The sequence below is a fragment of the Cupriavidus sp. YAF13 genome, from assembly GCF_052113425.1.
GTDB lineage: Bacteria > Pseudomonadota > Gammaproteobacteria > Burkholderiales > Burkholderiaceae > Cupriavidus.
The window spans coordinates 41,387-57,189 of the sequence record NZ_JBFRDD010000051.1; the positions used below are offsets into that span (position 1 = coordinate 41,387).

At 60.5% G+C, this 15,803-nt stretch carries 14 protein-coding genes; 7 read left to right on the forward strand and 7 right to left on the reverse strand.

Translation table 11 applies throughout. The features are described from left to right. Positions 1-296 precede the first annotated feature (296 nt). From AB4061_RS31510 to AB4061_RS31520, 3 genes are all read left to right on the forward strand, one after another. Complete coding sequence (locus AB4061_RS31510) at positions 297-1,241, forward strand: metallophosphoesterase family protein (RefSeq protein ID WP_441640152.1); 945 nt, start codon at positions 297-299, stop codon at positions 1,239-1,241. Between the two features lie 36 nt (positions 1,242-1,277). Further along, complete coding sequence (locus AB4061_RS31515; protein WP_441640133.1) at positions 1,278-1,625, forward strand: cupredoxin domain-containing protein; 348 nt, start codon at positions 1,278-1,280, stop codon at positions 1,623-1,625. Between the two features lie 227 nt (positions 1,626-1,852). After that, positions 1,853-4,063 (forward strand): penicillin-binding protein 1A, encoded by a 2,211-nt coding sequence (locus AB4061_RS31520; RefSeq protein ID WP_441640134.1) that lies wholly within the window; start codon positions 1,853-1,855, stop codon positions 4,061-4,063. Positions 4,064-4,095: 32 nt separating this feature from the next. Here the strand turns inward: AB4061_RS31520 and AB4061_RS31525 are convergent, their stop codons facing one another. Beyond that, the gene (locus AB4061_RS31525) at positions 4,096-4,560 is read right to left on the reverse strand and encodes an aminoacyl-tRNA deacylase (protein WP_441640135.1); all 465 of its coding nucleotides are present in this window, start codon (positions 4,558-4,560) and stop codon (positions 4,096-4,098) included. A gap of 290 nt (positions 4,561-4,850) precedes the next feature. Between AB4061_RS31525 and katG the strand changes: the two genes are divergently transcribed. Further along, positions 4,851-7,097, forward strand: a complete 2,247-nt coding sequence (katG, locus tag AB4061_RS31530; RefSeq protein ID WP_441640136.1) for a catalase/peroxidase HPI — start codon at positions 4,851-4,853, stop codon at positions 7,095-7,097. A gap of 153 nt (positions 7,098-7,250) precedes the next feature. Further along, positions 7,251-7,853 carry an isochorismatase family cysteine hydrolase gene (locus AB4061_RS31535; protein WP_441640137.1) on the forward strand — a complete coding sequence of 201 codons (603 nt, stop codon included), beginning with the start codon at positions 7,251-7,253 and terminating at the stop codon, positions 7,851-7,853. 85 nt (positions 7,854-7,938) lie between these two features. Here AB4061_RS31535 and AB4061_RS31540 read toward each other — a convergent pair whose 3' ends face one another. Then, positions 7,939-8,487, reverse strand: a complete 549-nt coding sequence (locus AB4061_RS31540; RefSeq protein ID WP_441640138.1) for a hypothetical protein — start codon at positions 8,485-8,487, stop codon at positions 7,939-7,941. A 252-nt stretch (positions 8,488-8,739) separates the two neighbouring features. Between AB4061_RS31540 and AB4061_RS31545 the strand changes: the two genes are divergently transcribed. Both AB4061_RS31545 and AB4061_RS31550 read left to right on the forward strand, forming a co-directional pair. Then, positions 8,740-9,513: an arylamine N-acetyltransferase family protein gene (locus tag AB4061_RS31545; protein ID WP_441640139.1), complete on the forward strand. Its 774-nt coding sequence runs from the start codon at positions 8,740-8,742 to the stop codon at positions 9,511-9,513. A gap of 199 nt (positions 9,514-9,712) precedes the next feature. Further along, on the forward strand, positions 9,713-10,282 hold the full coding sequence (locus tag AB4061_RS31550) for a YdeI/OmpD-associated family protein (protein ID WP_441640140.1): 570 nt from the start codon (positions 9,713-9,715) through the stop codon (positions 10,280-10,282). Between the two features lie 147 nt (positions 10,283-10,429). Here the strand turns inward: AB4061_RS31550 and AB4061_RS31555 are convergent, their stop codons facing one another. From AB4061_RS31555 to AB4061_RS31575, 5 genes are all read right to left on the reverse strand, one after another. Next, positions 10,430-11,440 carry a CAP domain-containing protein gene (locus tag AB4061_RS31555; protein WP_441640141.1) on the reverse strand — a complete coding sequence of 337 codons (1,011 nt, stop codon included), beginning with the start codon at positions 11,438-11,440 and terminating at the stop codon, positions 10,430-10,432. A gap of 537 nt (positions 11,441-11,977) precedes the next feature. Continuing rightward, complete coding sequence (locus tag AB4061_RS31560; protein ID WP_441640142.1) at positions 11,978-12,232, reverse strand: phosphopantetheine-binding protein; 255 nt, start codon at positions 12,230-12,232, stop codon at positions 11,978-11,980. Beyond that, positions 12,232-13,725: a hypothetical protein gene (locus tag AB4061_RS31565; protein ID WP_441640143.1), complete on the reverse strand. Its 1,494-nt coding sequence runs from the start codon at positions 13,723-13,725 to the stop codon at positions 12,232-12,234. Before AB4061_RS31565 ends, AB4061_RS31560 begins: the two co-directional genes overlap by 1 nt. Before the next feature lie 2 nt (positions 13,726-13,727). Beyond that, positions 13,728-15,308, reverse strand: a complete 1,581-nt coding sequence (locus tag AB4061_RS31570; protein WP_441640144.1) for an amino acid adenylation domain-containing protein — start codon at positions 15,306-15,308, stop codon at positions 13,728-13,730. Between the two features lie 259 nt (positions 15,309-15,567). Beyond that, the coding region (locus AB4061_RS31575; RefSeq protein WP_441640145.1) for a cupin domain-containing protein at positions 15,568-15,803 on the reverse strand (236 nt) is incomplete at its 5' end.

Sequence of the window (15,803 nt, forward strand, 5' to 3'; positions counted from 1 at the left end):
ACTGAACGACTTTTTGTGGCGTACCAATCCAGATCGGATGGGATCATGAATCGCGACCAGTTCAAGTTCTGGAACGCCGTTGGCATCATTGCCATCGGCCTTCTCTTCTACTACCTCTTGGTCAACTAGTGCCCTGCCCGAGAAGACGACGAATGCAGGCGGCACACCGGTCACATGATCGGCGCTTGCCATGCGGAATAAAACAGATGGCCCGGCGGTTTACCTGACGAACCCAATCGGGAGGTCCGTCGGATGGTCCGGTGATCCACCTCTCGAACTTTCATTGTGAGGGCAATATGTCGTCAGATCTTCCATCCAATCCGTCGCGCCGCGGCGCGCTGAAGTGCCTCGCTTTCAGTGGCGCGGGCACCGTGTTTGTCCTGGCAGGCGGCGTTCTCGCGCCGGTGGAACTGGGCCTTGCCGCCTCCGGGAAAGGCCCGTCATCGGCCGCGGGCATCCCTCTTTTCCTGCAGATCAGCGACACGCATATTGGCTTCAACAAGGAAGCCAATCCCGACGTCGCGGGTACGCTCAAGCAGACCATTGACTTCGTCAATGCCATGCCGGTCAAGCCGGCGCTGACGATTCACACGGGCGACATTACGCATCTTTCCAAGGCGGAAGAGTTCGACCACGCGGCCCAATTGATGTCGGGGCTGAATATCACCGAGTTGCATACCGTGCCCGGCGAGCATGACGTGACCGATGGGCCTGGGACGGAATACTTCAACCGCTTCGGTCAAGCCTCCGGCAACAAGGGCTACTACAGCTTCGACCACAGTGGCGTCCACTTTATCGGCCTGGTCAACGTGATGCATTTCAAGCCAAACGGTTTGGGCAGCCTGGGCGACGACCAGCTCGCCTGGCTGAAAGCCGATCTGAGGGGCCGCTCATCCAGCACGCCGATCGTCGTCTTTGCACACATGCCAATGTGGACGATCTACCAACCATGGGGTTGGGGCACCGGCGACGCCGGCGAGGCCATGAGCTATCTGACGCGCTTCGGTTCGGTCACGGTCTTGAACGGCCATATCCACCAGATCGTGTCGAAGGTGGAAGGCAATATCACCTTCCATACGGCGCGCTCGACGGCCTATCCGCAACCGACCGCCGGCAATGGACCCGGACCCATGCCGCTGACGGTACCGGGCGATCAGCTGCCCAGGATGCTTGGCGTGACCAGCATCAAGATCATGCGCCACCCGCTCGCAGCGACGCTTGCCGACACCACGCTCGCCTGAATTGCCAGGTACCGCTCACCAACCAGGACCCAGATCATGCTAACCACTATGCTTCGCCGCGCCTTCGTCGTCCCCCTTGGGGTCGGGATTCTCATGGCGGCATTGACTTGCGAATTCTCCGTCGCGCAAGCGCAGGAGAACCATGTCGCCGTTGTGAAGAATTTCATGTTCTCGCCGATGTCGCTCACAATCAAAGCTGGCTCGACCGTGACCTGGAAGAATCTCGACGGCGAACCGCACACGGTTGTCAACGACGCCGGCCTGTTCCGCTCCAGCGCGCTCGATCAGAACGACACCTACAAGTTCAAGTTCGACAAACCGGGGGTCTACAAGATCTTCTGCGGCATACACCCGAATATGATGGCGACAATCACCGTCCAGTAGGGGCCGGCGAACCCGCCGGCCAGCCCCCGCTCGCCGAGCAGCCGGCGGGCGGGGGCGGCCATCCAGTTCGCGGTGGGCGATCGTCGCTTCAGCGGCCATCGCGAACGTTGTCCACACGAAACAAATGTAAGCATCTGTTAATGCCACGCGCCGCGGCCCCGCATTGATCACAGAAGCGCCCTTGCGCTTTGGTACGATCGCGCTCTTTCCGCCAGCGCCCCGCCACCGTGAATCGCCGATTTGCATCGTTGTTTTGTGCGCATTGCACACGGTGGCTCGCCCGCGTCCAACCGCTGGCCGCTGCCGGCAGCACGATCACCAGACTCGCTCTCAGTAGCGCGCTGCGCCGCCTGCGCCACCCGACACGACGCGGCGTCGCGCTGACGCTCGCCGCAGTGCCGGCGCTCTTCCTGCTGTACGTGCTTGCGCTCGTGCCGTTTACGCCGGGCATCGGCGACATCCGCAAAGCCCGCGTTGACCGGCCAGCGTTGATCGTGTCGGCCGACGGCAAGCTGCTCGATGCGTTCAAACCGGTCAATCGCGAGTGGGTGTCGCTCAGGCAGGTCTCGCCGCACATGGTGGATGCATTGATCGCGACCGAAGACCGCCGCTTTTACGAGCATCATGGCATCGACTGGAAGCGTACCGCGTCGGCCGCGCTGCATACGTTCTCCGGCGACCGGCAAGGTGGCTCGACGATCACGCAGCAGCTCGCGCGCAACCTGTATCCCGACGAAATCGGCCGCGCGCCGACCCTCACGCGCAAGCTCAGGGAAGCGATCACGGCATTCAAGATCGAAGCCGTGTACAGCAAGGATCAGATCCTGGAGACGTACCTGAACACGGTGCCGTTCCTGTACAACGCTTACGGCGTGGAAATGGCCGCACGCACCTACTTCGGCAAATCGGCCAATCAGCTCGACATTCTTGAAAGCGCCACGCTCGTCGGCATGCTCAAGGCCAACAGCACCTACAACCCTGTGCTCAACCCCGAGCGCGCGTTGCAGCGGCGAAACACGGTGCTCGGGCAGATGAACAAATACGGCAAGCTCAAGCCCGATGCCTACACCGCATTGAAGCGGCAACCGCTCAACGTCGATTTCGAGTTGCAGACCGCGCAGCCGGGCGCCGCGCCGCATTTTTCGGCGCAATTGCGCAAGTGGCTGATCGCATGGGCCGATCGCAACGGCTACAACATCTATGCCGACGGGCTGGTCGTGCGCACGACCATCGATTCGCGTCTGCAGGCCATGGCGACGCAGGCGATGGACTGGCAGACGAACCAGTTGCAATGGATAGCGAACGGCGCATGGAACGAACGCACGGGCTGCTGGCCGGGCAACGACCTGTTCCGGACGTTCATCCGGCAGTCGCCCGACTACCGCGCCGCACGCGATGCGGGTCAATCGGATGAGGCCGCGCTCAGGAAGCTCGCCACGAACCCCGCGTTCGTCCGCGCGCTCTGCCGGAGCAAGACGCAGATCCAGGCGGGTTTTGTCGCAATCGACCCGCGCAACGGAGATGTCAAGGCATGGGTCGGCAGCCGCGACTTCCGTGACGAACCGTTCGATCACGTGCAGCAGGCCCGGCGCCAGCCGGGTTCGACGTTCAAGCCGTTCGTCTACGGCGCGGCCTTCGCGCACGGTGCACGGCCGAGCGATACGATCGTAGACCAGAACGTCGCCATCGCGCTGACCGGGCATGCGATCTGGCGGCCTACCGACGCGGAACCGCCCACCGGCCGGCCGATGACGCTGCGCGACGCGCTAGTGTATTCGCGCAACCGCGTCACCGCCCAGCTCATGCAAAAGGAAGGCCCCGAGAAAGTCGCACGGCTCGCGCAGGCCATGGGGGTGCGCGCGAGTCCGCTCGAAGCGGTGCCGTCGCTCGCGCTCGGCACAAGCCCGGTCACGCTCAAGGAAATGGTCTCGGCGTACAGCACGATCGCGAATCGCGGCGCCTATATCGAACCGCGCATGGTCACGCGCATCGAGGATCACGACGGCAAGGTGCTGGCCGAATTCGCGAGCGCATTGCCGGAACAGGCGCTGCCCGCCGGCGCGGCGCAAACGCTCGTCGACGTGATGCGCGACGTCGTTAGCCGGGGCACCGGCGCGGCCATCCGGACGCGCTTCGGGATTCGCGCCGACGTGGCCGGCAAGACGGGCACGACGCAGGACAACACGGATAGCTGGTTCATCCTGATGCATCCGCAACTGGTCGCGGGCGCGTGGGTGGGTTTCGACGATGGACGTGTGACGCTCGGCAACTATTGGGGCGAGGGCGCGCACAGCGCCCTGCCCATGGTGGGCGCGTTCTACGACATGGCGCTGCGCGCGCGGGTGATCGATCCGGATGCGCGGCTCGGCCCCGAAACCCGGCCCCCTCGCCCGGTCCATGAGCGACGGCATCGACACTTCCTCTTCTGGAGGTTCTGATGTCGCCGCTGGCTCGCACGTCGGCGGACGCCCTACATCATCCGGTGCGCGAAATGCCCGCGCCGAGCTTCGGTCATGAGGGCGGCAAACTGCTCGGTGCTCATGTGCACCAGTTCCTCATGGTCGCCCGCCTCGAAGTAGACGTCGGGATGCGTCAGCAGGCTGTCGTCGAGCCAGGTCAGCGTGCCGTACGCCATACCGACCGGCGGGAGCGCGCCGATGCTGCAGTCCCTGAACACCTCCCGCACGCCATCCCCATGCGCCAGCGACAGCTTGCGGCCGGTTTGTTCGCAGATATCTAACAGCTTCAGCTGGTGGGTGGAAGGGATTACCGCGGCGAGGTAGCCTCGGTCGTCCTCCAGCAGGATAGTTCGGGCGAGCCGGTCTCCGGGGACATACGCAGTCTGCGCAGTTGCCGGGCCGCTTGGGCGACGAACGGTTTCGAACCGGCTCTGCCTCTTGCTCAGGCATCTTGCCAGCGTGGTAGCCATGGCCATGATTGCAACCTCCGAGCGCTGATCGCTGCAGTTGCTTACGTATCGGAACTATAGGTCAAGCACCGGGTGACAATTGGTGACAATCGGTGGGGCTAACCCCGGCACCGTCGCGGGCGGCCGATAGCGACGTGCTATTGAGGCGATTGCAAACTCATATTCTGTTGCCGAACGCTTTCAACTATATTTTGTGTGCGGCAGGCCTGCCAATGCAGGTCCCGAGTGGAAGCATTGACGCGGAAATACTAGAACTCACTAGAACTCACGTTTGGTACGCCTCCGAAGGAGAGAGCATGTCTAACGAAAAGTGCCCCTTCAACCACGCCGCCGGTGACGGCACCACCAATCGGGACTGGTGGCCGAAGCAGTTGCGGCTAGAGTTGCTCAGCCAGCACTCCGACAAGTCCAACCCACTGGACAAGAGCTTTAACTATGCCGAGGCGTTCAAGAGCCTCGACCTCGCTGCAGTCAAGAAGGACCTCGCGGCGCTGATGACCGACTCGCAGGACTGGTGGCCGGCGGACTTCGGCCATTACGGTGGTTTGTTTATCCGTATGGCCTGGCACAGCGCCGGCACGTACCGCATCGGTGACGGCCGTGGCGGTGGCGGGCGGGGCCAGCAGCGTTTCGCACCGCTCAACAGCTGGCCGGACAATGTCAGCCTGGACAAGGCTCGCCGGCTGCTCTGGCCCATCAAGCAGAAGTATGGCCAGAAGATTTCCTGGGGCGACCTGATGATCCTCGCGGGTAACGTTGCCCTCGAAACCATGGGATTCAAGACATTCGGTTTTGGTGGGGGCCGTGAAGACACCTGGGAACCGGACCAGGACGTCTATTGGGGGAATGAAAAGACCTGGCTGGGCGGCGACGTCCGTTACGGCAAGGGCGGCAACGAAGGAGGGATCGTGGCCGACGAGGCATTGCACGGCGGTGAAGTCAGCCGTACCGACCCCGGGCGCAACCTCGAGAATCCCCTGGGTGCCGTGCAGATGGGCCTGATCTACGTGAATCCGGAAGGCCCCGATGGCAATCCGGACCCGCTCGCCGCGGCGTACGACATCCGGGATACGTTCGGCCGCATGGCCATGGACGATGAGGAGACCGTGGCGCTGATTGCCGGCGGCCACACCTTCGGCAAGACACACGGTGCCGGTCCCGCTGATCACGTGGGCCCCGCGCCCGAAGCCGCCGGCCTCGAAAACCAGGGCCTGGGATGGAAGAGCAGCTTTGGCACAGGGAAAGGCGCGGATTCGATTACCAGCGGTCTGGAAGTCACCTGGACGACCGCGCCGACGAAGTGGGACAGTGGCTTCTTCGAAAACCTGTTCGGCTATGAATACGAGCTGACCAAAAGCCCTGCAGGGGCCAACCAGTGGGTGGCCAAGGATGCCGGCGAAACGGTTCCGCACGCTTACGATCCGTCGAAGAAGCTCAAGCCGACAATGCTGACCACGGACCTGTCGCTGCGCTTCGACCCCATCTACGCGAAAATCTCGCGGCGCTTTATGGCGAACCCCGAGGAATTCGCTGACGCATTCGCCCGTGCCTGGTTCAAACTGACCCACCGGGACATGGGACCGCGCGCCCGCTACCTCGGTCCGGAAGTCCCGGCGGAAGAATTGCTCTGGCAGGATCCCATTCCGGCGCTAGACCATCCGCTGGTCAATGACCAGGACGTGGCGGCGCTCAAGCAGAAGATCCTGGCATCGGGGCTGTCGGTCTCGGAACTGGTGAAGACTGCCTGGGCATCGGCATCGACGTTCCGCGGTTCGGACAAGCGCGGCGGCGCCAACGGCGCGCGCATTCGCCTGGCTCCGCAGAAGGACTGGGCGGCCAATGAGCCGGATCAGCTGGCCAAGCTGCTGAAGACCCTGGAAGGTATCCAGAGCGAGTTCAACGGTGCCCAGTCGGGTGGCAAGAAGATCTCGATGGCCGATCTGATCGTGCTGGCGGGCAGCGCCGGCATCGAGAAGGCGGCGGAGAAGGCCGGGCGGAAGCTGACCGTACCATTCTCGCCGGGCCGCATGGATGCTTCGCAGGAAAAGACCGACGTGAAATCGGTTGGCGCCCTCGAGCCGACGGCCGATGCCTTCCGCAATTACCTCAACCCGAGAGCGCGTGTTCCGGCGGAAGCAATGATGCTTGACAAGGCGCAGCTGCTGACTCTGACCCCGCCCGAAATGACGGTGCTGATCGGCGGCCTGCGCGTGCTGAATGTCCACACGGGGAACGATGCGCACGGCGTCTTCACCGACCGCCCGGAAACGCTAACCAACGACTTCTTCCGTAACCTGCTCGACATGGGCGTGGAATGGAAGGCGCTCTCCCAGGATGTGTTCGAGGGACGTGACCGCAAGACGGGGCAGGTCAAGTGGACCGGATCGCGGGTGGATCTGGTGTTCGGCTCGCATTCTCAGCTCCGGGCCCTGTGCGAGGTGTACGCAAGCGAGGACGGCGCGGATAAGTTCGCCAAGGACTTCGTCGCGGCCTGGGTCAAGGTGATGAACCTCGATCGCTTCGATCTGCGTAACCGAGCGTGAAGTAAGGGGCAAATCAGGGCGCCGGACCACGTTCCGGCGCCCGTCCGGGCCGATTGATCGTGGTAGAGTCGATCACATCATCCTCTACCGCGTAGCCTTATGTCGCCACCCATTGAACGTGGATCCGTCGATTCATCAGACCATCGACAGGGCATGGAAAGCGCCGCTGATGCGCACAGTGTGACCATGCGGATTCAGCCAATTGTTGCAGCGCAAACCGCTCTGGTGGTCATGCATTATCAGACCGACATCCTGGCGTTATTTCCATCGGTCGCGCCCACTTTGCTCTCCAATACGCGCAAGCTGTGCGATGCCGCGCGGGCCAAGGGCGTCAGCGTCTATTTCGCCAAGATTCACTTTCGTCCAGGCTATCCGGAAGTCAGCCCGTTGAACAGGAACGGGCAGGGAATCAAGCAACTTGGTCTTTTCGTCGACGACCAGATCTCGCCGGAACTCGGCCAACAGGCCACTGAACCGCTCATCATCGCGCATCGCGCTAGCGTGTTCTTTGGCACCGACCTGCAGGTGCGGCTTTCCGCGCAGGGCATCGATACCCTGCTCATGGTGGGCATTGCGTCGACCGGTGTGGTGCTGTCATCGGTGGCGTACGCGAGCGATGCGGACTTCCGTTTGTTCACGGTCAAGGATTGCTGCTACGACCCAGATCAGGTCGTGCACGATCATCTTTTTTCAACGGCGTTCGATTCGCGCACAACGGTGCTCTCGCTCGCTGATGCCTTGCGGTTGCTTGCCTAGCCTTTGCTGGGATTTCTGTCGCTACGACTTGAAGACCGCGTTTCCGATATCAGAAGCCAGGCAGGCATTGGCTCGCAGACGGCTCTCATCGTTCTTTGGCAAGACTTTCGGCCTGTCGCCGAACCCGGGCAAGCATGCGCCGCCGGATTAGCCCGCTGACAGGACGGATGATGTACCAGTAGGGAGCAAATCGGCGACGAACTGCCGCGGTTGGACAAAACACCCGGGTCTCCGTGCTCAGCACCGATGCGCCGGACGCATTGGCATCTACGTTGAAGCTCATGACGAGCTGGCAGACGTCCATTCTGACGGTCGCCTTGAAGGCTTCGGGGGACCCAATGTCCAGCAAACCATAATCTGCCCGCCAGAAAGCGCCGGTCAGTCCGAACGCCAGCCCGGCATCCCCTTCGCGACCAAGAAATGTGAAATCGTCGAGATCAAGCGGGCGTCTGCTCGACCGGTTCATCAATCGCGACGGCAGTTCGCGCAGGCCAATGGCCAGTCGTACCAGCGGATCGTCTTGCGCTCGTTGGCGCATAACGCAATCCAGAATAATGTTCGCTGGAGCGTGTACGAGCGCAGCGTGGCGCTCGCGGAAATCATAATGAGGTAGAAAATCGTCAATCAGGGTCATTTATATTTCTCCCGCCGCACGCGAGATTTGCATCCTATGGTCAGCAGTTCGCTCCACGAAGAGAATTCGTCCGCCATCCACACGTCGATTGTCGATGATCCAGGCTTCCGTATCGACCAACCGATACTGGCCGGCAGGCGACTTCCATCAATCCGTTCAAATCTGTTACGTAACAGATTCTTCGCTATTGTATATAGTCCGAAGCTGGCCGGGATGTCACGATGAAAGCTCTTTCACTGAGACTGCCATGAAATGAAAGCAGAGAATTTTACGTTGCAACACTACTTCGACCGGATCGGTTTTGAACGGCCCGCGGTGGCAGATATTGCCACCATTGCTGAAATGATGCGGCGGCAGCTCTTCACTGTTCCATTCGAAAATCTGGACGTGCAGGCAAAAAAAGGCGTTTCCCTCGTTCCCGAGAGAATTGCCGAAAAGATCCTTCATCGGAACCGAGGCGGGTACTGCTATGAGGTGAACGGAATGTTCGCGATGGCCCTGCAAGAGCTTGGGGTACCTTACCAGTTTGTCGCGGCGAGACCGATGTTCTACGCGGTCGAAAGACCCAAGACCCATATGGCACTCGTGCTGACCGTGGCCGGTGAACGCTGGCTATGCGATCTCGGCTTCGGAAGTTATGGAATCAGAGCTCCGATGCGACTCGACTTGATTGACGTCGAAGTCAAACAGGATGCCGATACGTTTATGCTGACCAGGACAAGCGATGGAGAGTACTTGCTGAAGGCGCTTGTCGATGGGCAATGGGCGAACCAATACGCCTTCGACCTGTCTCCACAGAAATGGATTGATTTTTCCCCCGCCAACTATCTGAATTCGACACACCCCGACGCGATTTTTGTGCAAAAAATGTTGATCGTCCTGCACAACGAGACTGGTCGAAAAATCCTGTTTGGCGACGCACTGAAGATCATCGCAAACGGACAAGCAGAGCAATACACGATCTCGCCAGACGACCGCGCATCTGTTCTGTTTCGCGAATTTGGCCTAACCACCCCGGGCAATTAAAGGTAGTGCATTCGTGTTCGAGATTACTGTCTAGCGCCGCTATGCGACCAATGCATCATCGATGTGCGTAGCGGATCTCCATCGAATGACCGGACTCGGCGGCACTCCGGTCGCACCACGGACGTTGATGTCCGTATAAACACGGTTAGGCTGCGGACGCCCTCCCCCGCACATGTGCCCAACCATTCAGGATAGTGACATGGCCGAATGCGTTCTAACATTTTCCAGTCAGACCGAATGGGAAAGTTGGCTAGGGCAAAACGGCAGCACTTCGACGGGAGCATGGCTGCGTCTAGCGAAAAAAGGCACCGAGCAGCGAACCGTAACCTACGAACAGGCGTTGGAAAGCGCGCTCTGTTATGGCTGGATTGATGGTCAAAAGAAGGCTGAGAGCGAGAAATACTGGTTACAACGCTTCACCCCACGCTCCGCAAAAAGCATCTGGTCCAAACTTAACAAAGACAGGGCTGAAGCGCTGATCGCCGCAGGCAGGATGCGCCCGCCCGGCATGTGCGAAATCGAGAAAGCCAGGAAGGACGGCCGCTGGAAGGCTGCTTATACGTCCGCCAGTAACTCGAGAGTGCCGGACGACCTGCAGGTGGCTTTGGACGCAAATCCGGAAGCCAAGAAGTTTTTTGCAACACTGAACAGCCGTAACCGCTACGCCATCCTGTTTCGGGTACAGAATGCCAAAAAACCAGAAACAAGGGCGCGTAAAATCGAGGAATTCGTCAACATGCTGAACCGTGGCGAAACCTTCTATCCATAGGCTGCCCCCGGCCGGCAAGCGACGACCGCAATCGCCGGGCGACCTGTCGTACCGGGTATGAAGATCAGGGGGTAGTCCACCCCCCCAAAGAAGACAGGGGGCAAAGTTTGATGCATTCTCGGCCTGCCCAGACGCGGAAGAGGCTGATCAGTATGCTGTAAAACTCCATGACTTGTTGATCGCCACATCATTTCGCGAGCCGACGAAAGTCGCTGTGTATGTGCCGGCAGCGATGGGCTGCGTGGGGAGCAGGAACACTACCCCTCGAAACAAGCTCGCGTCCTCGACAGCCGAAGCAACCGAGCCAGCCTTGGATTCGGCCGGCACCAGGATGCGAGCCGGTACGCGACTGCCGCCAGGCCCCGTCAGGATGAAGTTCGAGACCGTCAGCACGTCAGATGGCTTTTCAACGTTGACGCGGAACATGATCGGGGGACCGGCTCTGGCCAGATCGGGCGCTGGATTCGGGATCTCGTGGCCAGGAATGAACAAGCCGTGGACGTTGGCATTGTCGGCTGGGTAGTGGGCGCCAGTGCCGGGAGGCAGTTGTTGGCCGCCCCATTGGGCGAGGCCGTAGCCGCCGGTTCCGGCTGCGGTCACCACACCAAAGTTCGTCACGCAGTAATTGTCATGCATGGCGAGGCCGATGGTCTCCTGATTGCTGGTAATCCCCTGCAAGTGGTAAACCGAGTTCGCCATCGAGGCAAGGCAGCGACCAATCTCGCCGTTGTAAGCATTCTGTCCAACCCATTGCTTGTGCCATCCGCCCACGGTGAGTACTTGCTGGTACGGATCGGGACTGGTAAAACCAGGATTCCCGGGGATCTCCGTGTGGCTCATCACCGCGTTGAGCTTCATATACTCCAGGTGGTTCTCGGCCGCGGCGTCCAGGGCGGCGTCTTGCCGCAACGCGCCTACACCCATTGCGATGCGCAGGGAGTTGAGCGCATTGAAGAATTCGAGGCGCGGGTCGGTTCTGGAGTAAGTGGATGTGAGCGCGATCGCAATCGAAGCAGAAGAAGGCGGTTCCTTCCTGATGCTCGGTGTGCGTGGCAGGTTTGAAGCAATCGTTGGAGGGGTGGCGCCAGCGCTACCAATGCTGGCGCAGACCGCGACGAAGGTAGACATCGCGGCAATTGCGAAGAGGCTCTGTTTCACGTCTTTCCGGTTATTTTAGGTCTGTACAAGCGGGGCTGAGGATCAGCGGGTGACCCTGGCGAATCCGCCTCCAGAGGCTTAACGCAAGATGGGGAAGATTCGTGCACAGGAGCATGCGCGCGTGGTGCGGCAAGCTGGGGCAGTAGGTAGGGCGCGCCGTCGGCGCCCATGCAGATGCAGGAACCTAGAGACGGTCCAGGTGCCCACGGAGAGGGATCTGAGTAGTAGTGCCTGACCCTGCGATTGGGTGGGCGGCACAGGAAAAACCGCTTATCGCACAACCTGCGGGGAGAACGAAGGTCGCAGATCGACCCACTTCAGCCCGTCGACCCGGCGCGACCTCTACGGCGGCTTCCAAGGTACAACGGCCGTTGCTTGGGCACTGCCAACATGCCAACCAACAGGATTGCCTTCGTCTCCAAAAGGACTCTCTATTTGCGCGTGGGTTGCCCATCACTGCGGGCAAGTACACCTGACATTCATAACCCTTTCAACGCGCGGTCGTTTGCCCGTGGTAAACGACGACTGTTCGGCCGGCTATAGGGCCGCCCTTTCACGAACCAGCACCTCAATTTCATCGATCGAGTCTATAAGATTGACGTCAAAGTCAACGGTGGCGAAATCAATATCGAATTCCGCCTCCAAATGAGCGACGAGCATCAGCATCGAGAGCGAATCAAGTCGGCCGCTGATAAAAAGCGATTCATGATCGGCAAGTTCGCCGTTGTCATTGCGATTGCGCAGTGCGTCAACGACGAACGCACGAATCTGTACTTTATGTTGATTATCCATCAATCGACTCCGATAAGACTAGCCATGAACGTGATGCGCTGTTCGAGGGTATAGAAACGCGTTTCGTTGCCAAACGGATGAAGGCATATGACGAACAGCCAAATCCCAACGAATGCGGCCAGGGGGGCCGCCCGTGTGCGTGGCACTCGTGGACCGGCAAGTGAACGGACTTGCGAAATGCCGATGCCCAGCGCCAGTACCACGCAATAAAAGACATAGCTCGTAAATGTCTCGCACGTGGCCTTGAACCCGATCACCGCGACAAGTCCGATATCTCGAACGAAGTGGTATATTGCATTGCCGACGCCCGCCGCCATGAATGTCGCGAAGAAAATCCGCAAGCGCGGATGTTGGCGGAAGGCCCTAAGAAAAGTCGGCAGGAAAAAAAAATCAACCAGTAGTTCCTTGAAATAGTAGTAGTACCGGTTCCAGAAATCCGCGAGCGAGCGCGACTCGAGCGGGCGCCACGTATTGCGCGGCAGACGATAGCCGGCAAGGCGCGCCACCGCGATCGCCTGATGCCCCGCAGCGGCGAGCGTCAATGCCGAGAACACGACATCCAGCACGAGCGCTGTCCAGCCGATCGCAATCGGATATGGCCGATGCTGAAAATACGCGGCCTGCACACCTTCGAGGGTAGGAATTCGCAGAACCGACGCGCCCATCCAGTGCGCCGCTGTGTTGATGTCCGCCAGAACGCACGACCAGAGTAGCAGCTTGACCGCTTTGAGTTGTGTCACCGCGATTTCGCGCCGCGTCGTCGACTGGACCTTGCGCAGGAATGCTGCTCCTTTACCCCACGGCGTTGAGGTCGAACCCCAGAACGGGTGAAAGAGACCTAGCTGGTACAGCATCGGCCCCCGTGCGCGGGAACGCTGATCGACGAGCGCATAGGCGAAAAACCAGATGTTCGGCGTCGCGATCGCCAGAAACGCCCATACGCCGACTCTTAGCCATCCGTGGACGAACGGCATGCACGTGAGGCCGCACAGCACCGCTTCGGTGGCGAGCAGCGTCGATACCGGTCGGCGCGCTACGAACAGCGCGTCGTTGTGTCGAGCCGCGCTCAGCGTGAGCCACGCGACCAGCATGAAGGCGATCAGCGCCATGTACGCCAGCACAACCGCCGACACGCCCGTGACCCGTTCATGCGCCATCGCCGCGGCGATAATGTCGAACGAAAACCATAGGCCCGAAGCCGGCAGCAACGATAAGGTGGCAACAAACGTGGCGATGCCGCGAAAGCGCGGCGCATATGCCGACAACGCAGCGGCCCCGCCGGCGATCAACATTGGCCAGCCATTCACTCGTATCAGCACGAGGGTAAACAACGTGACGATCAGCAGCCGGCCGCGCGCGGTCTCTGAAAATGCGACGATCGGTTCGCGTCTGTCGATCGAGATGATTTCGCGGAGCGACCGTCTGGGCGTCCTTGCAACGGTCTGCGGATTCTCGATGGCCGGGTCGATTATCAGGTCGCGCCGCTGGCTCACTTTCAGCTCCCCCGTTCGAGCAGATCCAGCAAGGCATGGCGGTCTACTTTTCCGTTTCGATTGAGCGGCATGCCGGGCAACGCGATAACCCGTGAAGGCACCATGTACGCAGGTAGACGCCGCGCGAGATCGCGCCGCACCTTTGCAGTGTCGACCGCGTCGCCGGCGACGAACGCTACGATGCCGCGTGTTGCGTCGACATCGCTTGGCCAGCCTACGGCCCCCACCAGGTCGGCACCAGCGACGATCCTCAAATGGGCCTCGACTTCTTCGAGTTCAACGCGATGACCGAGCACTTTCACCTGGTTATCCACCCGGCCCAGGTAATGCAATGTTCCGGACGCATTGCGCACAACGCGATCGCCGGTTAGATACCACCGCGCGCCCGCGCGAGTCGGAAAGCGCTGTGCCGTGAGCTCCGGCGCATCCAGGTAGCCGATGGCGAGCTGCGGACCGCCAATTCCCAACTCGCCGGATTCGCCGTCGGCGAGCATCGCCCCCGTCTCGCTGAACACGGCTGCGAGATTTCCGGRCAATGGCCGCCCGATCGCCACCACATCGCGCCCAGGCGTCAGAGGCGTCGGCTTGCCGACAACCTCATTCAGACAGTACACGGTAGTCTCGGTGGGACCGTAAAGGTTGTGGATCGTGCTGTTGGGCGCTGCAACTCGCCACGCATCGACGATTCCAGCCGACAACTGTTCACCGCCAAAAGCAGCAATGCGAATATCGGGCAGCACGCCAGGACGCAACGATTTTAGCTGACGCAGCATCCCAACCAGCGACGGCACGGAGTTCCACACGGTGAGCCGCGCTTCGACTGCGCGCTTGACCGCATTCATTGCCTGGTGCTTCGGAAGGACATATAGCGATGCTCCGGCTTCCCATGTCGAAAACATGTTATGCACCGATGCGTCGAAAGACAGTTCAGCGGTTTCAAGCACCCGGTCATCGGAGGTCAATCCTAGTATCGCGGAGATCGAGTCGATATAGTGGTGTACAGCGCCCGCCGGGATGACGACGCCCTTTGGTGTGCCGGTCGTGCCTGACGTGAAGATGATGTAGGCCGGGTGTCCCGCGCCGACATGCTTCGGTTCCGACACCCGCGCGGACGGCAGCGCATCGGTCGAGACCACCTTGACGGCACCACCACTCAATGCACTCAACGCCTGTGGATCAGGCGCGACGACAAGTGGTGGGCAAACATGAAGGAGCTCCCGGGCGAGTAACGCCGCACCTTGTGTGTCCACCACGATCGCGGCGAGGCAACAGCGCGCCAGGATTTCGGCGATCCGCTCGGGCGGGGCACTTATGCTGATCGGCACATAGGTGCCCCCCGCCCAGCACGTGCCGAGCAGTGCGACATACGCCTCGATGCTTTGCGGCGCGAGAACGCCAATGCGCGGCGGATGCCCACCGTTTATGCCCCACTCAGGGCTTTCACGTAGGAAGTGAGCCAGCCGCGCGGCACGTTGTGCGAGGTCGGCATAGGTCAGGGAACGGCCGTCACAGCAAATGGCGATTGCCTCGGGCGTCTCGATACTGTGATGGTAAAGCGTCAAAGCCAGATTATGGTTGTCCATAAATTGCTCGACTGCGATCGATTTTCGTTACACTGATCCGGCAAACCGGCCGGCAATATCGATGCGATGCTCTCCGTGGGCATCGTTCTCGTGCACGTGATTCTAATGTGAAAAAAAAAGCGCGAGGAGCTTTTTTGTAATGTGGGGCGGGTCCGGCGGCAGCAACTGGCCGCCAGGACACGGCTGGAGGGAACAGGGGGGGCGATAACAAGCTGGCCTATCGGGGAGCCAGAGTTTCTGCCTTCAGTGCGTTGATGTTTCAGGGAAGCATATGGGTATCCCCGGCAGCCTGCGGCGGCAACTTGATTGCCAGCGCCTTGAAATCGCCGCTGGTTGCGATCGAACCCGCGTGCGCGACACCCTTTGGAATGATAATCAGGTCGCCCGGGCCGACCTCGCGCTGTTCACTGCCCAGCCAGAATGTGCCCTTTCCTGAAATGACATACTGGATCTCGTCGGCGCTGGTGTGGTAGTGCTTCGGAACGTTGCCCGATT